Origin of the sequence: Curtobacterium sp. JUb34, assembly GCF_003755065.1 — a bacterium.
Classification (GTDB): domain Bacteria; phylum Actinomycetota; class Actinomycetes; order Actinomycetales; family Microbacteriaceae; genus Curtobacterium.
The window spans coordinates 697,753-715,516 of record NZ_RJVH01000002.1 but is presented as its reverse complement, the minus strand read 5'-3'; the positions used below and the strand labels follow the sequence as shown (position 1 = coordinate 715,516).

Here is a 17,764-nt window from a genome sequence, read left to right as displayed (position 1 = left end):
GCTCCCTGATCGGCTCGAGGAACACAGGAGTTCCGGCGACCGGGGTCCGGGGCAGCTGCCGCCAAGCTACGTCGGTCCTGCTCCGGGCACAAGGGCGGCGATGATGCTCCTGTTCCGCGCTGCGCGCGCTCTCCTACGTTCCGTGACGAATCACTGCGCCCCGTTACGTCGACGCTCGTGCGCGTCGCTCGCTCGTGTTTGCATCGCTCCACTGACGAGGGAGTGTTGCATGACGCACGTCGAACGCACCGCCCGCGCGGCCACGGTGCCGTTGCGGATCGCGGTGTTCTCGCACGGCACCGAGGCGCCGCCGGCGACCCGGGCCTACCGCGAGGAGCTCGAGCTCTTCACCGCGGCGGAACGCCTCGGGTACGACGGGGCCTGGGTCCGCCAGTTCCACTTCCGACACGACGACGCACCGGCGCGCGGCGGACTGCCGTCACCGTTCGTGTTCTTCGCGGCCCTCGCCGAGCGGACGTCCACCCTGCGCCTCGGGCTCGGAGCGGTCACGCTGCCGCATGAGGACCCGGTCCGGGTCGCGGAGGACGCCGCCGTCCTCGACGCGATCAGCGACGGACGCGTGGAACTCGGCGTCGCGAACGGTGGCGGCCCGGAGACCCTCGACGTCTTCGCGCCCGGTCTGGTCGGGGCCGACCACGACACCCGTCGTGCCGCGTTCGACGAGCAGCTCGCACGGCTGCTCGACGCGCTGCGTGGTGCGTCACTCGGCACGGGGACCGCACGCCTGAACCCGGACGGCAGCGGGCTGCTCGACCGGATCTGGGACGCCACGCTCAGCGCCGAGAGCGCCACCGTCGCCGCCCGTCGGGGGCACGGGGTGCTGATCGGCACCACGCAGACCGTGCCGGCCGAGGTCACCGCGGACGCCTACCACGCCGCGCTGCCGGACGACGCTGTTCCCCGGGTCGCACTCTCGACGGCGATCTACCCGGCCGCGGACCGCGACACCGCGCTGCGCGAGGCGCGTGCGGGCATCGAGGCGAAGTACGCGTGGGGCGAGTCGTTCCTGCCGCCGGCGACGACCCTGGCCGAGAAGGCCGCGTCGCTCAACCTGCACTACGGCACGGCCGACGACATCGCCGAGTCGATCGCGTCGAAGCCGTACTCCCGGTACGCGACGCAGCTCAACGTGCAGGTCGACGACGGCTACTCCGACGTCGGTGCACGGACGGACGCCCTCGCGCTGTTCGCCGAACAGGTGGCCCCGCAGCTCGGCGCCGTCCTGGCCCACGAGGCGGTGACGGCATGACCCGCGACGGCGGCCTGGTGCTCGGCGGGATGGTCTTCTACCCCGGCGGCGAGCACGTCACGAGCTGGCGCCTGCCGGGCAGCGAACCGGACGCCTACCTGGACGTCGAGTACTACGTGCGGTTCGCGCAGACGCTCGAGCGCGGTGGGTTCGCGACGCTGTTCATCGCCGACGAGCTGTACGTCTGGGACCGCTTCGCGTCGGGCATCGACCACGCCGTGAACATCCGCACCGAGCCCTTCACCCTGCTCGGTGCCCTGTCGCAGCGGACCGAGCACATCGGGCTCGCCGCGACGGTCTCGACCACCTACAACGAGCCGTACCACGTGGCTCGGAAGCTGGCGTCGATCGACCACCTGAGCGAGGGCCGGGCCGCCTGGAACCTCGTGACGAGCGCCTCGGACGAAGAGGCCTGGAACTTCGGTCGCGACGCGAACCTCGACCACGCCGTCCGCTACCGCCGGGGTGCCGAGTTCGTCGACGTCGTGCAGGGCCTCTGGGACAGCTGGGACGACGACGCGTTCCTGTACGACCAGGAGTCCGGGTACTTCGCGAAGCGCGACGGACTGCACGTGCTCGACCACGAGGGCGAGTTCTTCCGCGTACGCGGGCCGCTCAACATCGCCCGGCCGCCGCAGGCCCACCCGGTGCTGTTCCAGGCCGGGGCATCCGAGGCCGGCCGTGCGCTGGCCGGTGCGAAGGCCGAGGGCGTCTTCACCCTCTGGCAGGACGACCTCGCCGACGCACAGGCCCTGTACGCCGACTACAAGCGCCGCGCCGTCGAGCACGGACGTGACGCGTCGTCGATGCTGATCCTGCCGGCGGTGTCGCCGGTGATCGGCGACACCGAGGCCGACGCGCTGCGGCAGCTCGACGAGATCGAGGAGCTGACACCGGACCGCGTCTCGCTCGACCTGCTGTCCCACTACCTGCAGACCGACCTGTCCGACCGGCCGCTCGACGCACCGTTCGAGCACGTCTTCGACGAGACGGCGATCAACCAGTCGAAGTCCGTCTACGAGTCGATCCGCCGCATCGCCGCCGAGGCCACCACGCTGCGCGAGGTCTACCGGACGATCCTGCGCCGTCGGTTCCTGCCGGGCACGCCCGAGCAGATCGCCGACTGGCTGACCGAGCGCTACGCGCAGGACGCCGCCGACGGCTACATGCTCGCGTTCTCGTCGATCCCGGTGAGCGTCGACCGGTTCGTCGACCAGGTGGTGCCGGAGCTCGAACGTCGTGGCGTGTACGACCGCGCGTACCGCGGCGACACCCTGCGGGAGCACCTCGGGCTGGCGCGACCGGCGAGCCGGTACGACGGTTCGGCAGCCGTGCCCGCGCCAGCGACAGTCGACCAGGAGGCGTCCGCATGAGCGACCGCATCCTGCTGGGCGCCTTCGCCTTCCACCCGGGAGGCGCGCACGTCACCGGGTGGCGGCACCCGTCCTCGCGTCCCGCCGAGCACCTGAGCATCCGGCACCACCGGCACATCGCGCAGACCGCCGAGCGCGGGGTGTTCGACACGCTCTTCCTCGCCGACGGCCTGTACTTCTGGGACCGGTACCCGTCGGGCGTCGACCACTACGGTGCGCTGCGGCCCGAACCGTTCACGCTGCTCGCCGCGCTGTCCCAGGTGACGTCGCGGATCGGCCTCGCCGCGACCGTGTCGACGACGTACAACGAGCCGTACCACGTGGCCAGGACCCTCGCCTCGCTCGACCACCTCAGCGGTGGGCGAGCCGCGTGGAACCTCGTCACGAGTCGTTACGACGAAGAGGCCCGCAACTTCGGCGGTGACGCCCACATCGACCACTCCCGGCGGTACGAGCGCGGTCGCGAGTTCGTCGACGTCGTCAACGGTCTGCTGGACAGCTGGGACGACGACGCGATCGTCGCCGACCCGGCGTCCGGGGTCTTCGCGCGCCGCGACGGCCTGCACCGTCTCGACCACGAGGGCGAGTTCTTCCGGGTGCGCGGGCCGCTCAACATCGCGCGGCCGCCGCAGGGCCACCCGCTGCTGTTCCAGGCCGGCGGGTCCGAGTCCGGGCTGGAACTCGCCGCGGACACGGCCGACGCGGTGTTCACCCGTGGTGGCTCCACCGCGGACGTCCGACGCTTCGTCGACGACCTGCGCGCCCGCGCCGTCCGGCACGGCCGCTCCGCCGACGCGGTGAAGATCATGCCGTCGGTGATGCCGGTCGTGGGGGAGACCGCCGCCGACGCCCGAGCCGAGGCGGACGCGATCCTCGCCCTGACGCCGGACGCCCTCATCCTCGAGGACGTGTCGCACCAGATCGGGCAGGACCTGTCCGGCCGCGACGTCGACGTGCCGTTCGACTACGCCGAGGAGTTCGACACCTCGAACGAGACCCGCTCGCCGAAGCCCGCGGTCGACCGGCTCCTCGCCGACGGCCCCGCGACGCCCCGCGACGTCTACGCGTGGTCGTACCGCCGCAGCCTGCTGGCGGGAACCGGACCGGAGATCGCCGACCGGTTCGAGGAGCTCACCGACGACGGTGGCGCCGACGGCTTCATCGTGCAGTTCCCGTACCTGCCCGGCGGGATCGACCGGTTCGTCGACCACGTCGTGCCGGAACTGCAGCGCCGCGGCCGGACCGCCACGGCGTACGACGACCTCACCCTGCGCGAGCGCTTCGGACACCCCCGGGTGCCGGACCGCGCGCACCGCTGACCGCACCACCCCTCCCAGCACCGCACCCCTGCAACCCGAACCCCTAGGAGTCATCCGTGACCGTCGACCTCACGTCGCGGCGGCGTCGCCTCAAGCGCCTCGCCCTCGCGGCCACCGCGTCCGCCCTCGCCCTCACGCTCGCCGCGTGCTCGTCCGGCGGCGACCCCTCGCCCGGATCGTCCTCGGACACCGGCACCTACACGCTCGGACTCCAGGAGCCCGACAGCACGATCAACCCGCTCACCACCTCGGACTACAACGCGATGTTCATCGTGGGGTTGGCGTCCGAGGGCCTGCTCAGCCAGGACGCGAAGGGCAAGCTCGAAGGTCGTCTGGCCGACTCGTGGAAGGCGTCGTCCGACGGACGCACCTGGACGGTGCAGCTCCGCGACGACCTGCAGTTCTCCGACGGTGCCGCGCTCACGAGCAAGGACGTCGTCGCGACGTTCGACTCGATCATCGGCAAGGACAGCCAGTCGCCCGGCAAGTCGAGCTTCGACGGCATCCTGCAGTCGGTCGCCGCCGACGGTGCCTCGACCATCGACTTCACCCTCGCCAAGCCGTACGCCGACTTCCCCTACCTGCTCACGGGCTCGAACACGACCATCCAGCCGGCCGGCTTCGACGCCGGCGCGAACTGGGCCAAGCAGCCCGTCGGCGCCGGACAGTTCGTGCTGACGAAGTACTCGGCCGGCCAGGGCGCCACGTTCACGAAGAACCCTGACTACTGGGACGCGAAGGACGTGGAGCTGCAGCAGGTCGACGTGAAGTTCTACGCCGACGACCAGGCCCAGCTGCTCGCGTTCCAGAGCGGGGAGATCGACCAGATCGCCGCCAGCCCCACCGCGACGTCGACGCTGCAGGCCTCGGACTACACCGAGACCGAGCCGTACTTCAACAAGTTCGACGGCATCTTCCTCGACGTCACCAAGGCGCCCTTCGACGACCCGAAGGTCCGTGAGGCCTTGGCCCTCGCGCTCGACCGCGAGGAGATCGTCAAGACGGTCTACGGCGGCGCAGCCGAGGTCGGCAACGACACCACGTTCTTCCCGAGTTCGGCGATCCAACCGAAGGGACTCGAGCAGCGCGAGCAGGACAAGGCCAAGGTCGCGGACCTGCTCGGCGGCACGACGGTCTCCTTCGAGATCACGACGCTCGACGCCGAGAAGGCCCTCGCCCAGGTGGTGCAGCAGCAGCTCGAGGCGGTCGGCGGGTTCGACGTCACCCTCAAGGTGCTGACGAGCGCGCAGTACTACGCCGACGGCGACGACACCCCGTGGCTGAACGCCCCGGTGACGATCACCAACTGGGCGCAGCGCCTGCCCGCGCAGTACGTCGACCTGATCTACCGCGACGGCGCCGTCTGGAACGCCTCGAAGTACTCGAGCCCGGAGCTCGAGCAGCTGACCGACCGGTACGAGTCGACGACCGACGAGTCGGAGCGGCAGGACCTGGCGAACCAGATCGCCGAGATCGAGTGGACCGACCTGCCCGTGATCGTCCCCGCGTTCGCGTCGAGCAGCATCCTGCTGCAGAAGCGCGTCACGGGCACCTTCCGGTCGGGGCAGGACTTTCCGGGCGGGTTCGACTTCCGGGGCATCGGGGTCACCGCGTCATGAGCACCGCGCGCCGCCGTCGTCTGCTGACCCTGGTCGGGCAACGGGTCGTCCAGATCCCGCTCGTCCTGGTCGTGGTCTCCGTCCTGACGTTCTGGCTCGTCCAGGTCGTGCCGGGGGACCCGGGCCGGAACGCCCTCGGGCAGTACGCGACGGCGGCGCAGGTGCGCGCGTGGAACGTCGACCACGGGCTCGACGGGTCCCTCGTCAGCCGGTACCTGCACTGGATCGCCGGGTTCGTCACGGGGGACTGGGGCACGAGCTTCGTCTACTCCGAGCCGGTCCGCGACCTGGTGCTCGGCCGTCTCGGCAACTCCCTGCTGCTCGGCGCGTACGCGTTCGTCATCATGGTGCCGGTCGCGATCACGCTCGGTGCCGTGCAGGCGTACCGGCAGGGTCGCCGCTCCGACCGTGCCGTCACGGTCGGGCTGCTGACGATCTCGGCGGTGCCGGAGTTCGTCGTCGGGATCGTGCTGCTGCTCGTCTTCGCGGTCTGGCTGCGGGTGGTGCCCGTGCAGGCGTCCGGTGCGCTCGACGCCGGGTTCGGCGAGCGGCTCCGGGTGCTCACGCTGCCCGCCGTGGTGCTCGCCCTGGCGTACCTCGCCGTCCTGACCCGGATGGTGCGTGCGGGGACGATCGAGACGATCCGGTCGCAGTTCCACCGCACCGCCGTGCTCAAGGGCCTGACCACCGGCCAGGTCGTCCGCCGGCACGTCGTCCGCAACGCGCTCATCCCGACGTTCTCGGTGCTCGGCATCTACCTCGGCACCCTGCTCGGCGGCAGCGTCATCGTCGAGACCCTGTTCTCCTACCCGGGCCTCGGCGCGCTGCTCGTGTCGGCCGCCGAGCGCAAGGACGCCCTGCTGCTCGAGAGCGGGGTGATGCTCGCCGGGGCGCTCTCGCTCGGCGCGCTCCTGCTCACCGACCTGCTGTTCGTGGTGGTCGATCCCCGGATCCGCTTCGAACGGGCGGCCACCGCATGACCGCCGTCGTCCCCGGTGCCGTCGAGACCGACGCCCTCGCCGGTCGTCCGTCGGCGTCGACCACCACGGGCACCGCACGGGTCACCCGCCGCGGGTGGCGCGGACTCCTCCGGCGTCCCACGTTCCTGGTCTCCGTGGCGATCCTGCTCTGGTGGGTCGTCCTGGCCGTGGGCTGGCACCTGCTCGGCCTGCAGCCCTTCGCCCGCACCGGCGAGCTCCTGCAGGCGCCGAGCGCTGCGCACTGGTTCGGCACCGACTCGCTCGGCCGTGACGTCTTCGCCCGCGTCGCCGCCGGGGCCCGGCCGGCGCTCGTCATCGGCCCGTTCGGCGCGGCGCTGGCGACCGTCGTCGGCGGCACCCTGGGCCTGCTCGCCGGCTACCACCGCGGGTGGGTCGACACCGCCCTGATGCGGTTCTTCGACGTGCTGCTCGCGTTGCCCAGCCTGATCTTCCTGGTCGTGCTCGTCGGTGCGTTCGGGGTGTCGACGCCCGGGCTCGTCCTCATCGTCGGCGTGCTCTTCGCGCCGGGCATCGCGCGGATCGTCCGGGCCGCGGTGCTCGTCGAGATGGGCAAGTCCTACGTCCAGGCCGCACGGCTGCAGGGCGAGAGCGCCGTCCGGGCGATGGTCACGGAGCTGCTGCCGAACGTGATCGGGGTCTTCGTGATCCAGGCGGTCCTGAGCCTCGGTGCCGCGATCTTCATCACCGCGTCGCTGTCGTTCCTCGGGCTCGGTTCGCAACCACCGGCCGCCGACTGGGGGCTCGACATCAACGCGAACCGCGCCTACCTGCAGGCCGCGTGGTGGACGGTCGTGTTCCCGGGCGTCGCCGTGGCGTCGATCGTCGTGTCCGCGAACCTGATCGCCGACAACCTCAAGGAGGTCTCCGAGTGACCGAGCAGACCGGCACGAGCGAGCAGCCCCGGACCACCGGCACGACCGACGCACTGGTCCGCGTCGAGGGGCTCACCGTGTCGTACCGCGGCACCCGGGTGGTCGACGACGTCGCGTTCGTGATCGAGCCCGGTGGCTCGTACGGGCTCGTGGGCGAGTCCGGCTCCGGCAAGAGCACCGTGGCCGGCACGCTGACGGCGTCGCTCGGCCCGGACGCCGCCGTCGGGTCGTCGGCGCTGGTCGTCGACGGCGTCGACGTCGCGTCCCTGCGCGGTGAGCGGCTCCGGCGGTTCCGGCGCGACGTCGTGGCGGTCGTCCACCAGGAACCCGGCCTCGCCCTCAACCCGACGATGACGGTCGGACGCCAGGTCGCCGAGGTCCTGCGCGCCACGGGCTCCGGCCGCGCGGCTGCGGACACCGCGACGGTCGAAGCGTTCACGCGGGTCGGGCTGCCGTCACCGACGACGATCGGGGTGCGGTACCCGCACGAGCTGTCCGGCGGTCAGCAGCAGCGCGTCGCGATCGCGATGGCCCTGGTGGCCCGTCCGCGCCTGCTCGTGCTCGACGAACCGACGACCGGCCTGGACAGCTCGGTCGAGGCGGGCATCATGGCGCTCATCGACGAGCTCCGGACCGAGATCGGCTTCGCGACCCTGCTCATCAGCCACAACCTGCCGCTGGTCGCGGCGCACTGCGGCCGGGTCGGGGTGCTCCGCCACGGGGTGCTCGTCGAGGAGGGCACCGCGACCCAGGTGCTGCTCCACCCCGCGGAGCCGTACACGAAGCAGCTCGTCGACGCCCTGCCCGACATCACGACGGGCAAGGCGGGAACGGCGGGCAAAACGGGGACGACCGCCGAGACCGCGCAGCACGACGTCCTCGCGACGATCAGGGGCCTCCGCAAGGAGTACGACGGCGCGGTCGCCCTCGACGGCATCGACCTCGAGCTGCGCCGCGGTGAGGTGCTGGGCGTCGTGGGGGAGTCCGGCTCCGGCAAGACGACCTTCGGCCGAGCCCTCGCCGGACTGGTCCGACACGACGGCACGATCACACTGGACGCGGGCGACCGGACGCCGACCGGTACCCCACCCGTGCAGGTCGTGTTCCAGAACGCGGACGCCTCGCTCAACCCGCGACGGACGGTCCGACAGGTGCTGGGACGGGCGATCCGGCTGCTGCACGGCGACGGCACCGCCGAGCAGCTCGCGGCGCGGGTCGGGCTGCCCGCCGACGTCCTCGACCGCCGGCCGGCCCAGCTGTCCGGCGGGCAGAAGCAGCGCGTCGCCATTGCCCGGGCGTTCGCCGGACCGGTGCCGCTCGTGGTGTGCGACGAACCCACGTCCGCGCTCGACGTCTCGGTGCAGGCGCGGATCCTCGACCTGGTGCTCGACCTGCAGCGCACCACCGGCACGACCTGCGTGTTCATCTCGCACGACCTCGCCGTCGTGCGCCGGGTCGCCGACCGCATCGCGGTCTTCGACGGCGGTCGTGTCGTCGACGTGGGCCCCGCGGAGCGGCTGTTCGACGCGGGCGCGCACCCGCGCACCCGCGAGCTCGTCGCGGCCGCGCTCGACCTGCGCCGGCGCGCCGGTCTGGTGGCTCCCGCGGCCTGAGTGGGGCCCTGGACCTGCGCACAGGGCGGACGGCGGACCCGTGGCGGACCCGCCACGGGCCTCCCGTCCGCCCTGTCTCCGCGCTACTTCGCGAGGAACTCCAGCACCACGCGGTTCCACTCGTCCGGGTGGCTGACGTTGACGCCGTGCGGGCCGCCGGCGACGACGTGCAGCTCGGAGCCGGCGATCGCGGCGTGCGTGCGGGCACCCGAGCCGTCGAACGGCACGGTCGCGTCGCCGTCACCGTGGATGACGAGCGTCGGCACGGTGACCTTCGGCAGGTCGTCACGGAAGTCGGTGTTCGCGAAGGACGCCATCGCCTCGAGCGCGGCGGTCTTCGACGCCTGCTTCGCGAGCGTGAGCGCCTGCTGCCGGTCCTCCTCGGAGACGACCAGGGTGCCGTCCACCGAGAAGAAGTCGGTCGTGAACTGGTCGTAGAACGCGTCCTCGTCCTTCGTCAGGCCCGCGGTCATCTGGGCCGCCTGCTCCTTCGGCAGCGGGCCGTCCGGGTTGTCCGACGTCTGCAGCAGGTACGGCGGCACGGCCGAGGCGAAGACGACGCTGTGCAGCCGCTCGGTGCCGTACTTCGAGAAGTAGCGGGCGACCTCGCCGCCGCCCATCGAGAAGCCGACGAGGGTGACGTCCTGCAGGTCGAGCTCGGTGAGGATCGTGTGCAGGTCCTCGGTGAGGTGGTCGTAGTCGTAGCCGGTCTTCGGCTTGTCGCTGCGACCGAAGCCGCGACGGTCGTAGGTGACGACGCGGTAGCCGGCGTCGACGAACGCCGGGACCTGCTTGCTCCAGGACTCGCCGGACAGCGGCCAGCCGTGGATCAGGACGACGGTGCGGCCGGAACCGCCGGTGTCGTCGACGTGCAGGTTCGTGTCCTTGAAGAGCCCGTGGTGGGCGGTGATCTCGGTCAAGAGTCGCTTCCTTCCCGCGCCGCACGGGTGGCGGCACGCACCACGTTGCTACCAGCGGGATCCCGAGCGACAGCGCGGAGCGGACAGACCCCTCGGCGCCGTCGCCGGCGTCGCTGTCTGTGACGCGCGCGGCGACCACGGCCTACTGTCCAGCAGGATCAGGGAACCGTCACCTCGGCGGGTGCCCCTCGTCACGAGGGAGCACCGATGAAGTACGTCAACTACGCGGGGGCCGTCCGGGTCCTGACCGGTGACGCGGTCGCCGACGCGGTGATCCGGTACGCGGCCGCCCTGCACCAGAGCCGGTTGAGCGACGTCGTGTCGGTCCCGACGACCGACGAGTTCGGCGCCGCCAACACCGTGGAGTTGCTCCTCGCACCGGCGGTGGCGGTCGCCCTGGAGCCGGCGCCGGACGACGACCTGGAGCCCGAGGGCGGGGCCTTCCTGGCGGAGATGCGCCGACGGACCGAGGCGGTCCTCGCCGTGGACGCCAGCAGGTTCCCGACCGACCTCGGCCGATGAGCGTCGCGACGACCGTGCTGCGGTCAGGCGACCGGCGTTTCGCCCGTCAGGTCGGAGCGGGTGTCCGCGTGAATCGTCTCCGGGTGCTCGAACGTGCCCGCTGCCGCACGCAGACGGGCGACGAACTCGCCGTTCTCGACCTCGAGCTCGTCCTCGTCCGCATCGGCGACGACGATCTCGCTCGACGGGCCGATGAGCATCTTCGTCGTGGTCATGGTGCCGTCCTCCGCCACCGCCGGGATCGCGATGGCGTCGGCTCGGTTGCCGCCGGCGAGCGCCGCGGCGTACTCGATCACGGCATCGGCGACGTCGTCGCTGGTCAGGATCGTCGAGCGGTCGTACTGGATGTACTTCATGGCCCACCAGTCAAACGCGCGGTTGCTGGCTGTCTTCCGAGGAACCCGGCGCGTCGTGCGTTGCGCGGATGCCGACATGTCGCGAGGATCGTCCTGTGCCCGAGATGATGCACCGCACGCAGCGGCAGATCAGGACAGACGAGCCGTCGGTCGCGGCCGAGGCACTCTCGGTGACCCACGTGACCCACGGCCTCACCGTCGAGGGCACCGGCGAGGGGTTCGCCTTCGAGGAACGCGTGCGGGGGACCGCCCTGCTGTCGCTCGAGTCGACGCGGTGCACGGGCACCCTGAGCGGCGCGGTCGAGCCCGGACGGGCGATGATGATCGTCTGGGTGAAGTCCGGCTCCGCGGTCGTCGACGACAACCCCGTCAAGGTCGGCCGCCCGGTGCTCTACCGGCAGGACCCCCAGCGGTTCCGGTGGGTGGACGTCCAGCACGACGTGCTGCGCATCGACCGGACGATCGTCGAGCAGGTCGCTGCCGAGCGTGGCGACTGGGCACCGGGTCCGCTGGAGTTCCGTCCGCGTCACGTGCCCGAGGGCGCGCCGCTGGCCGCGTGGTGGCTGATGGTCCGGTCGGTCGCGCAGGAGGTGCTGCAGGGCCCGGCCGACGTGCCGGTGGAACGTGAGCGCGAGCTCGCCCGGTTCGCCGCCGGTGGGCTGCTGACCGCGATCCCGCACTGGCCGGTGGGGCAGCACGAGCCGGTGATGGCCTCGACCGCCCGCTTCGCCCGCGCCGAGACGTTCCTGCTCGACCACGCGACCGAGCAGATCACGGTCAACGACGTCGCCGAGGCCGCGGGCCTGAGCGTGCGCGGTGTCCAGGCCGCGTTCCAGCGGCACCACGGCATCACGCCGACGATGTACCTGCGCCGGATCCGCCTCCTGCTCGCCCGCGAGCAGCTCGAGGCCGGCGACGACCGCAGCGTCGCCGAGATCGCCCGGGCGACGGGGTTCGCGCACCTGGGGCGGTTCGCCGGCAGCTACCGGCAGGAGTTCGGGGAGCTGCCGCGGCAGACGGCGCTGGCGGCGCGGGAGTAGCGGGCCGGGGCGTTACCGCAAGGATCACGCAACCGCCTCGGTGTCCGTTGTCGGGTCGCCCGGCACCGCCTACGTTTCGGCTGTGCGACATCGCACCCCCCCCCCGTCGAACCCAGGAGGCCGCATGACCACGCCAGCCGTCCCCGTCCCCTCCACGTTCTCCCGACGCCTCCGCGAGGACGCCGCGCACGCCCGGGAGCACGTCCTCCTCACCGCCCTGCTCGGCTCGCCGTTCCTGCCGCGGGTGGTGCGACGGCTGCTGCTGAACGCCGCAGGCGCCCGTGCCGAGTCGGCTCCCGGTCCCGGGTTCTCACTGACCGGCGACCCGCGCAACCTGTCGGTCGCGCGCGGCGTCTACTTCAACCGCGGCACGACCATCGAGGCCATCGCCCCCGTCACCATCGGTGCGAACGCCGCGATCGGCATGCAGGTCCTCATCATGACGAGCCACCACGCGATCGATGCCGACGGCCGGTGGAGCGACACCGCGACCGGCCGGCCGGTCGTCATCGAGGACCGCGTGTGGATCGGCGGCCGTGCCACGATCCTGCCCGGCGCGCACATCGAGCACGACGTGGTCGTCGCGGCCGGCGCGGTCGTCACCGGGCGCCTGCTGGCGCACGGCGTCTACGCCGGCGTGCCGGCGAAGCGCATCCGCGACCTGGCCGGTGCGGACCCGGCCACGGACCGCACCGCGACCGCCTGACGGCCTGGAGGCGCGGGGCGGCCCCGCCACGGGCCTCCAGGCCGCATCGCACGCCCGTCCACGGCGACGTGCCCTTCCGCGGGCACGTCGCGTCTGCGACGATGGGCGCGCAGCGGGCGACGACGCCCGCCCGTCGTGAGGAGTCCACCATGTCCGTGCGTCTCAACCCGTACCTCGGCTTCCGCGCGGGAGCCCGCGAGGCCCTCGACTTCTACCACTCGGTGTTCCACGGCCAGCTCACGATCGGCACCTTCGGCGAGGCCGGCATGAGCCAGGACCCAGCCGATGCCGACAAGGTCATGCACGGGCAGCTCGAGGGCGAGAACGGCCTGCTGCTGATGGCCTCGGACGCGCCGACCGGCATGGAGACGCCGTCGGAGAGCAGCATCTCGCTGTCGCTCAGCGGCGACGACGACGAGGCGCTGACCCGCTACTGGAACGGGCTCGCCGACGGGGCGACGATCATCGAACCGCTGACGAAGGCGCCGTGGGGCGACACGTTCGGGATGCTCACCGACCGGTTCCGGGTCACGTGGCTCGTGAACATCAGCGGGTCGACGAGCTGACGGCGACGGGCACGCCGCCCACGCTCGCGGCGATCGGCCACCGCGGCACCCAGCACCGGACGCGCGCGGCGTAGCGGCGGAAGTCGTCGCCGAAGCGGACCTCGAGGTCGGCCTCCTCGAGCGGTCGGACGACGCAGTTCCACACGATCGAGCCGGCGAGCGCGTAGACGACGACCATCCACGACCCGAGCAGCAGGCCGACGGCGACGCCCTGCGTGATGCCGGCGAGCGCCATCGGGTTGCGGACCGACCGGTACGGGCCGGCGACGACCAGCCGGTTCGCGCTGGCGGACGGCAGCGGCGTCCCCGCGCCCTTCGTCGACATCGCCGCCGCCGACGCGATGCCGAGCGCGCTGGCGAGCGCGAGGACGACGAGCCCGATCACGAGCAGCGTGACGACGACCGGTTCGGGCAGCGCCGGGTGCAGCCGCCAGCGGTGCTCGGCCGCGGCGATGACCACGGGGAACACGCCGAGGAAGAGTCCCCAGAAGACGACGATCTGCACGGTCGTCGCGACCACGTGCCGCGACGTCGCGGCACCCGGGTCGGCGGTGCGGAACCGCAGCGGACCGGACGTCAGCCACTCGGTCGGCACCCGGCCGAGCAGGACGAGCGCGAGGGCCAGCCCGGAGCCGACGGTGGCCGCGGTCATGACCAGGACTCCCCAGCCGGCCTCACCGGTGACGGTGGCCCAGACGGCGAGTGCCGCGAGGACGACCGCCGTCCAGCCGGTGGCGACGATCGCGGCGGCCCGGCCGAGGGCACTGGTCGACGACGCCGCGATCGCCGACGCGACGACGAACAGCGGGACGTCGACGGCCGCGACGGCGACCGGGTCGAGCGAGCCGAGGGTGAGCGTCCGGATGCCCGGGACGGTCGCGACGCTGATCCACCAGACCGCGCCACCGAGGGCCTGCAGTGCGAAGTAGAGCCGGCCCCGGGACACGTCTGCACGCTAGCAGGGCGACGCGGTGCGCCGGGCGGCGCCTCAGTCCTGGCGGTTGATCTGCCCGAGCCACCGGCCGAACGCCGGAGTGCGGGTGTCGTGCAGCTTGGTCAGGACGGGCTTCGGCGTGCAGGTGCGCTCGTCGACGATCGCTGCGCCCTTGTGGGGTTCGAGGCTCATGGTGTGCTCCTTCGTGGTCTTCGTGATCGGTGCAGAGTCCGACAGCGGGCGGGTCCGATCCATTCCCACCCGCTGCCGTGTCGTCGGCGAGCGGTGCCGGTCAGGGCGTGACCATGCCGCCGTTCACGTTGAGCGTCTCGCCGACCACGTAGCTCGACTCGTCCGACGCCAGGAAGACGTAGGCCGGGGCGAGTTCGGCCGGCTGCCCGGCGCGACCCATCGGCGACTCGCTGCTGCCGAACTCCGGCAACGTCGACGGGTCGACGCCGCCGCTCGGCTGCAGGACGGTCCACGTCGGCCCGGGAGCGACGACGTTCACGCGGATGCCGCGCTCGACGAGCAGCTGGGACAGCCCCTTCGACAGGTTGTTGATCGCGCCCTTCGACGCCGCGTAGTCGAGCCGGTCGGGCGCCGGCTTGTACGCCTCCATCGAGGCCGTCGTGGTGATCGTCGCACCGGGCTGCAGGTGCGGCAGTGCCGCCTTCACGAGGCGGAACAGCCCGAAGACGTTCACGTCGAAGGTCGCCTCGAACTGGTCGTCCGTGATGTCGAGCACGTCGGGCTGCCACCGCTGCTTGCCGGCGACGCTCACGAGGGCGTCGAGACCGCCGAGTCCGGCGACGGCCTGGTCGACGAGCTCCTGCGCGTACGCCTTGTCGCGCAGGTCGCCGGGGATCGCGACGGCGGTGCGTCCGGTGGCACGGATCTGCTCGAGGACGTGGTCGGCGTCGGACTGTTCCTCCGGCAGGTAGGCGATCGCGACGTCGGCGCCCTCGCGGGCGAACGCGATCGCGACGGCGCCGCCGATGCCGGAGTCACCGCCGGTGATCAGGGCCTTCCGGCCGGCGAGCCGACCGGTGCCCCGGTAGCTCGTCTCGCCCAGGTCGGGGACCGGGTCCATGGCGGACTGGAGGCCCGGCTCGTCCTGGGTCTGCGGCTCCGGCTGGACATCGGGGTAGCGGGTGCGCGGGTCGCCGTGCTCGTACTGGTCGGTGGGCATGGGGTTCCTTCCTGCTGGCTCGTGACCACCGAACCCGTCGGCGCTGGGGGAAGCCGGAGCGCCGTCCGTCCTGCGCACTCGTCCAGGGCCGGGGCGTTGCCTCGGGGGATGAGCGACGACGACGACCAGCAGACCGAGCGCGACTTCGCCGACGCGGTGAACATGACCCCGTCGGAGCTCCGCGAGTGGCTCGACACCGACGAGTCGAAGCACGTCGGGCAGAAGCCCCCTGGGGGCGGCGAGTCGACCGGGCACGAGAGCGGGCGGCACGTCATCCGGATCCTCGAGAAGCACAAGGCGGACCGGACCGACGACGACCACGCCCACATGCGGAAGGTGATCGGCTACGTCGCCCGGCACTCGGAGCAGCGGCCGGACGGCGACGTGCACGACACCCCGTGGCGGTGGTCCCTGATGAACTGGGGTCACGACCCCGAGAAGCGCTGAGCCGCCGCCGGCTCGGAACGACGCCGGGCCGGTGCGCGTACCGTGACGTCCCATGCCGAACCAACTCAAGAAGCCGGACATGTACGAGGAGCTCCGCAAGGAGGGCAACTCCAAGGAGAAGGCCGCGCGGATCAGCAACGCCGCAGCGGCCCGCGGCGAGAAGGCAGTCGGGAAGAAGGGCGGCGAGTCCGGCTCCTACGACGACTGGACCGTCGCCGACCTCCGGAAGCGGGCGAAGGAGCTCGGCCTGACCGGGTACTCGTCGAAGCGCAAGGCCGAGCTCGTCGAGGCGCTCCGGGGTCACTGACCGAGGTCGGCGACCGCGTCGATGCCCTCGGCGATCTCCACTGCGTGCGTGTGGTGCAGGTAGTGCCCGCCGTCGAGCAGGACGACCTGGCCGTCGGCCACCGACGCCGCCTGCTCACGGTGCAGACGCTCCCACCCCGGCACCTCCGGGTCGTCGCCCACGACGAACAGGCGGACCGGCAGATCGGCGGGGAACGCGAGGCTGCGGGCGTGCCGGAAGTTCGCGCCGAGGTGCTCGTACTCGTCCAGGTACGTCGCGCGCATGCTGGTGCGGTGTGACAGCAGGGTCATCTGCTCCTTCTGCGCGTCGGTGTAGGGCAGCCCGGCGTTCGCGTCGCCGGACACGGAGGTGAGCACGCGGGCGAGCCCGGTGGCCTTCACGAAGCGGAACAGGCCGGACCCGACGGCCTCGTCGATGCCGGGCTGCGTCGGCACACTGCTGTCGATGCCGACGAACGCCTGCACCTCGTCCGGGTACGCGTTCGTGTACTCGAGCGCGTAGATCCCGGCGACCGAGTGCCCGGCGAGCACGTACCGGTCGATGCCGAGCGTCGACAGCGCCTGGTGCACCTCGTCGACGATGTTCGCGCTGGTCCGTGGTCGGTCGGTGCCGTCGCTCAGGCCGTACCCGAGCGGCTCGACCACGACCACCCGGTGGGTGTCCTGCAGCCGGTCGACGAGCGGGGCGAAGTCGATGACGGGGGACGCCGTGCCGAAGCCGGGCAGCAGCACGACGGTCGACGCCCCGGACCCGGTGACGGCGACGTTCACCCGGCCGCCGGTGACGGGGACGAGTTCGCCGTACGGGCGGATGTCGTCCCGCTCGGCTGCGGTCGCGATCGCGTCGTAGGTGGCCGTGCCGCCGAGCGTCAGGGCGCCGAGGCCCACGAGCCCGACGAGCGAGAACCCGATGATCCTCAACGGGCGGCGGCGGCGTCGGCGCGCAGGTCGGGCCGGGGTGCTGGTGGGGGTGGCCGTGGGGTGGTGCGTGTCCATGCCTGCACGCTAGGTCCGGCTCGGACCGCGGCGCATCGGAGCACGGTACCGGCGCGCGACGACCGTGTCGTACCGCGGGCCGACGTCGGTCGACCGCACAGCAGGCCCGGCATGGGGGAGAATGGCCGGGTGAACGAGACGGGCATGCCGCGCTTCCGACGGATCTGGTCGACCGTGCAGGTCGGCGTGCTCGCGATCGCCGTGGCGTTCTGCGTCGTGATGCTCGTGATCGGGCAGGGCAAGCTCGACCGCGTCTACGCCGTCGCCGCGATCTTCTTCGGCCTGGCGCTCGTCGGGCACAGCACGTACCTCTGGCTCCTCGCCCGGAACGCCCGCGCCGGCCGCTGAGCCGAACGGCGACGCGAGGTCGGCTCCGGCTACACCCCGAACCGCAGTGCGAGCGGCACCAACAGTCCGGCCACCCAGACGAGCACCATCACGAGCGCGCCGATCGCGATGAAGCGGCGGCGGCGACGGAGCTTCGGGCTCCGCTCCTCGCCCCACATCTGTGCACGGACGAGCACGCGGTTGGCCTGCTCGACGACCCTGCGGACCTCGGGGTCGTCCAGCTCGAGGGCACCGGACCGGGCGTGTTCGGCGATGACCGTGGCTTCGTCGACGGTCAGGTCGTCCTTGCGCATGCTCCATCCTCGCACCGGGTGCAGGGGTACGGCGCGTCTGTGCGGGAACGGACCAGCGGCGCGTACCAAGG

The 17,764-nt window shown here is 72.1% G+C and carries 21 protein-coding genes; 14 read left to right on the top strand and 7 right to left on the bottom strand.

What is annotated here, in order from left to right; all coding sequences use genetic code 11:
- Nucleotides 1–229: 229 nt before the first annotated feature.
- Genes EDF63_RS09870 through EDF63_RS09840 form a run of 7 tightly spaced genes read left to right on the top strand, consistent with a single transcriptional unit; the run spans nucleotide 230 to nucleotide 9,067 of the window.
- Nucleotides 230–1,270 carry an LLM class flavin-dependent oxidoreductase gene (locus tag EDF63_RS09870; protein ID WP_185021362.1) on the top strand — a complete coding sequence of 347 codons (1,041 nt, stop codon included), beginning with the start codon at nucleotides 230–232 and terminating at the stop codon, nucleotides 1,268–1,270.
- Complete coding sequence (locus EDF63_RS09865) at nucleotides 1,267–2,643, top strand: LLM class flavin-dependent oxidoreductase (protein WP_123312846.1); 1,377 nt, start codon at nucleotides 1,267–1,269, stop codon at nucleotides 2,641–2,643. The genes EDF63_RS09870 and EDF63_RS09865 overlap by 4 nt, the downstream gene beginning before the upstream one ends.
- A complete protein-coding gene (locus EDF63_RS09860; RefSeq protein WP_123312845.1) occupies nucleotides 2,640–3,962 on the top strand; it encodes an NtaA/DmoA family FMN-dependent monooxygenase in 1,323 nt (440 codons plus the stop codon). Before EDF63_RS09865 ends, EDF63_RS09860 begins: the two co-directional genes overlap by 4 nt.
- Before the next feature lie 56 nt (nucleotides 3,963–4,018).
- Entirely contained in the window at nucleotides 4,019–5,581 is a 1,563-nt protein-coding gene (locus EDF63_RS09855; protein ID WP_123312844.1) for an ABC transporter substrate-binding protein, read from the top strand.
- A complete protein-coding gene (locus EDF63_RS09850) occupies nucleotides 5,578–6,561 on the top strand; it encodes an ABC transporter permease (protein WP_123312843.1) in 984 nt (327 codons plus the stop codon). Before EDF63_RS09855 ends, EDF63_RS09850 begins: the two co-directional genes overlap by 4 nt.
- Nucleotides 6,558–7,454, top strand: coding sequence for an ABC transporter permease (locus EDF63_RS09845; RefSeq protein WP_123312842.1), 897 nt, complete (start codon nucleotides 6,558–6,560; stop codon nucleotides 7,452–7,454). Before EDF63_RS09850 ends, EDF63_RS09845 begins: the two co-directional genes overlap by 4 nt.
- Nucleotides 7,451–9,067 carry an ABC transporter ATP-binding protein gene (locus EDF63_RS09840; protein ID WP_185021361.1) on the top strand — a complete coding sequence of 539 codons (1,617 nt, stop codon included), beginning with the start codon at nucleotides 7,451–7,453 and terminating at the stop codon, nucleotides 9,065–9,067. Before EDF63_RS09845 ends, EDF63_RS09840 begins: the two co-directional genes overlap by 4 nt.
- An 83-nt stretch (nucleotides 9,068–9,150) precedes the next feature.
- Here the strand turns inward: EDF63_RS09840 and EDF63_RS09835 are convergent, their stop codons facing one another.
- Nucleotides 9,151–9,987, bottom strand: coding sequence for an alpha/beta fold hydrolase (locus tag EDF63_RS09835; RefSeq protein ID WP_123312840.1), 837 nt, complete (start codon nucleotides 9,985–9,987; stop codon nucleotides 9,151–9,153).
- Nucleotides 9,988–10,194: 207 nt separating this feature from the next.
- On the opposite strand from EDF63_RS09835, the gene EDF63_RS09830 reads away from it, so the two are divergent.
- Nucleotides 10,195–10,509: a hypothetical protein gene (locus EDF63_RS09830; protein ID WP_123312839.1), complete on the top strand. Its 315-nt coding sequence runs from the start codon at nucleotides 10,195–10,197 to the stop codon at nucleotides 10,507–10,509.
- A 23-nt stretch (nucleotides 10,510–10,532) separates the two neighbouring features.
- Here the strand turns inward: EDF63_RS09830 and EDF63_RS09825 are convergent, their stop codons facing one another.
- Nucleotides 10,533–10,865 (bottom strand): hypothetical protein, encoded by a 333-nt coding sequence (locus EDF63_RS09825; protein ID WP_123312838.1) that lies wholly within the window; start codon nucleotides 10,863–10,865, stop codon nucleotides 10,533–10,535.
- A 104-nt stretch (nucleotides 10,866–10,969) separates the two neighbouring features.
- Between EDF63_RS09825 and EDF63_RS09820 the strand changes: the two genes are divergently transcribed.
- From EDF63_RS09820 to EDF63_RS09810, 3 genes are all read left to right on the top strand, one after another.
- Nucleotides 10,970–11,905, top strand: a complete 936-nt coding sequence (locus EDF63_RS09820) for an AraC family transcriptional regulator (RefSeq protein WP_123312837.1) — start codon at nucleotides 10,970–10,972, stop codon at nucleotides 11,903–11,905.
- A 124-nt stretch (nucleotides 11,906–12,029) separates the two neighbouring features.
- On the top strand, nucleotides 12,030–12,611 hold the full coding sequence (locus EDF63_RS09815; RefSeq protein ID WP_123312836.1) for a DapH/DapD/GlmU-related protein: 582 nt from the start codon (nucleotides 12,030–12,032) through the stop codon (nucleotides 12,609–12,611).
- Nucleotides 12,612–12,760: 149 nt separating this feature from the next.
- Nucleotides 12,761–13,177 (top strand): VOC family protein, encoded by a 417-nt coding sequence (locus EDF63_RS09810; RefSeq protein WP_123313136.1) that lies wholly within the window; start codon nucleotides 12,761–12,763, stop codon nucleotides 13,175–13,177.
- Here the strand turns inward: EDF63_RS09810 and EDF63_RS09805 are convergent.
- The 3 genes from EDF63_RS09805 to EDF63_RS09795 all read right to left on the bottom strand — a co-directional run bounded on the left by EDF63_RS09805 (nucleotide 13,158) and on the right by EDF63_RS09795 (nucleotide 15,303).
- The gene (locus tag EDF63_RS09805; protein ID WP_123312835.1) at nucleotides 13,158–14,123 is read right to left on the bottom strand and encodes an isoprenylcysteine carboxylmethyltransferase family protein; all 966 of its coding nucleotides are present in this window, start codon (nucleotides 14,121–14,123) and stop codon (nucleotides 13,158–13,160) included. The genes EDF63_RS09810 and EDF63_RS09805 overlap by 20 nt on opposite strands.
- A gap of 42 nt (nucleotides 14,124–14,165) precedes the next feature.
- Nucleotides 14,166–14,303 (bottom strand): hypothetical protein, encoded by a 138-nt coding sequence (locus EDF63_RS18655; RefSeq protein ID WP_185021360.1) that lies wholly within the window; start codon nucleotides 14,301–14,303, stop codon nucleotides 14,166–14,168.
- 100 nt (nucleotides 14,304–14,403) lie between these two features.
- Entirely contained in the window at nucleotides 14,404–15,303 is a 900-nt protein-coding gene (locus EDF63_RS09795; protein ID WP_123312833.1) for an SDR family oxidoreductase, read from the bottom strand.
- A gap of 108 nt (nucleotides 15,304–15,411) precedes the next feature.
- Here EDF63_RS09795 and EDF63_RS09790 point away from each other — a divergent pair, with 108 nt between their 5' ends.
- Complete coding sequence (locus tag EDF63_RS09790) at nucleotides 15,412–15,750, top strand: DUF3140 domain-containing protein (RefSeq protein ID WP_123312832.1); 339 nt, start codon at nucleotides 15,412–15,414, stop codon at nucleotides 15,748–15,750.
- A 52-nt stretch (nucleotides 15,751–15,802) separates the two neighbouring features.
- The gene (locus tag EDF63_RS09785) at nucleotides 15,803–16,057 is read left to right on the top strand and encodes a Rho termination factor N-terminal domain-containing protein (RefSeq protein WP_123312831.1); all 255 of its coding nucleotides are present in this window, start codon (nucleotides 15,803–15,805) and stop codon (nucleotides 16,055–16,057) included.
- Here EDF63_RS09785 and EDF63_RS09780 read toward each other — a convergent pair.
- On the bottom strand, nucleotides 16,051–17,052 hold the full coding sequence (locus EDF63_RS09780) for an alpha/beta fold hydrolase (RefSeq protein WP_123312830.1): 1,002 nt from the start codon (nucleotides 17,050–17,052) through the stop codon (nucleotides 16,051–16,053). The genes EDF63_RS09785 and EDF63_RS09780 overlap by 7 nt on opposite strands.
- Nucleotides 17,053–17,196: 144 nt before the next feature.
- On the opposite strand from EDF63_RS09780, the gene EDF63_RS09775 reads away from it, so the two are divergent.
- Nucleotides 17,197–17,400, top strand: a complete 204-nt coding sequence (locus tag EDF63_RS09775) for a hypothetical protein (RefSeq protein WP_123312829.1) — start codon at nucleotides 17,197–17,199, stop codon at nucleotides 17,398–17,400.
- 29 nt (nucleotides 17,401–17,429) lie between these two features.
- Here the strand turns inward: EDF63_RS09775 and EDF63_RS09770 are convergent, their stop codons facing one another.
- On the bottom strand, nucleotides 17,430–17,693 hold the full coding sequence (locus tag EDF63_RS09770; protein WP_123312828.1) for a hypothetical protein: 264 nt from the start codon (nucleotides 17,691–17,693) through the stop codon (nucleotides 17,430–17,432).
- Nucleotides 17,694–17,764 lie beyond the last annotated feature (71 nt).

Excerpts from the sequence above, each read along its gene's own strand:
- EDF63_RS09825 (WP_123312838.1), bottom strand. The coding sequence starts at position 10,865 with ATGAAGTACATCCAGTACGACCGCTCGACGATCCTGACCAGCGACGAC.
- EDF63_RS09770 (WP_123312828.1), bottom strand. The coding sequence starts at position 17,693 with ATGCGCAAGGACGACCTGACCGTCGACGAAGCCACGGTCATCGCCGAA.
- EDF63_RS09790 (WP_123312832.1), top strand. The coding sequence starts at position 15,412 with ATGAGCGACGACGACGACCAGCAGACCGAGCGCGACTTCGCCGACGCG.
- EDF63_RS09785 (WP_123312831.1), top strand. The coding sequence starts at position 15,803 with ATGCCGAACCAACTCAAGAAGCCGGACATGTACGAGGAGCTCCGCAAG.
- EDF63_RS09810 (WP_123313136.1), top strand. The coding sequence starts at position 12,761 with ATGTCCGTGCGTCTCAACCCGTACCTCGGCTTCCGCGCGGGAGCCCGC.
- EDF63_RS09830 (WP_123312839.1), top strand. The coding sequence starts at position 10,195 with ATGAAGTACGTCAACTACGCGGGGGCCGTCCGGGTCCTGACCGGTGAC.
- EDF63_RS09865 (WP_123312846.1), top strand. The coding sequence starts at position 1,267 with ATGACCCGCGACGGCGGCCTGGTGCTCGGCGGGATGGTCTTCTACCCC.
- EDF63_RS09795 (WP_123312833.1), bottom strand. The coding sequence starts at position 15,303 with ATGCCCACCGACCAGTACGAGCACGGCGACCCGCGCACCCGCTACCCC.
- EDF63_RS09775 (WP_123312829.1), top strand. The coding sequence starts at position 17,197 with ATGCCGCGCTTCCGACGGATCTGGTCGACCGTGCAGGTCGGCGTGCTC.
- EDF63_RS09870 (WP_185021362.1), top strand. The coding sequence starts at position 230 with ATGACGCACGTCGAACGCACCGCCCGCGCGGCCACGGTGCCGTTGCGG.
- EDF63_RS09850 (WP_123312843.1), top strand. The coding sequence starts at position 5,578 with ATGAGCACCGCGCGCCGCCGTCGTCTGCTGACCCTGGTCGGGCAACGG.
- EDF63_RS09780 (WP_123312830.1), bottom strand. The coding sequence starts at position 17,052 with ATGGACACGCACCACCCCACGGCCACCCCCACCAGCACCCCGGCCCGA.
- EDF63_RS09820 (WP_123312837.1), top strand. The coding sequence starts at position 10,970 with ATGATGCACCGCACGCAGCGGCAGATCAGGACAGACGAGCCGTCGGTC.
- EDF63_RS09845 (WP_123312842.1), top strand. The coding sequence starts at position 6,558 with ATGACCGCCGTCGTCCCCGGTGCCGTCGAGACCGACGCCCTCGCCGGT.
- EDF63_RS18655 (WP_185021360.1), bottom strand. The coding sequence starts at position 14,303 with ATGAGCCTCGAACCCCACAAGGGCGCAGCGATCGTCGACGAGCGCACC.
- EDF63_RS09815 (WP_123312836.1), top strand. The coding sequence starts at position 12,030 with ATGACCACGCCAGCCGTCCCCGTCCCCTCCACGTTCTCCCGACGCCTC.
- EDF63_RS09860 (WP_123312845.1), top strand. The coding sequence starts at position 2,640 with ATGAGCGACCGCATCCTGCTGGGCGCCTTCGCCTTCCACCCGGGAGGC.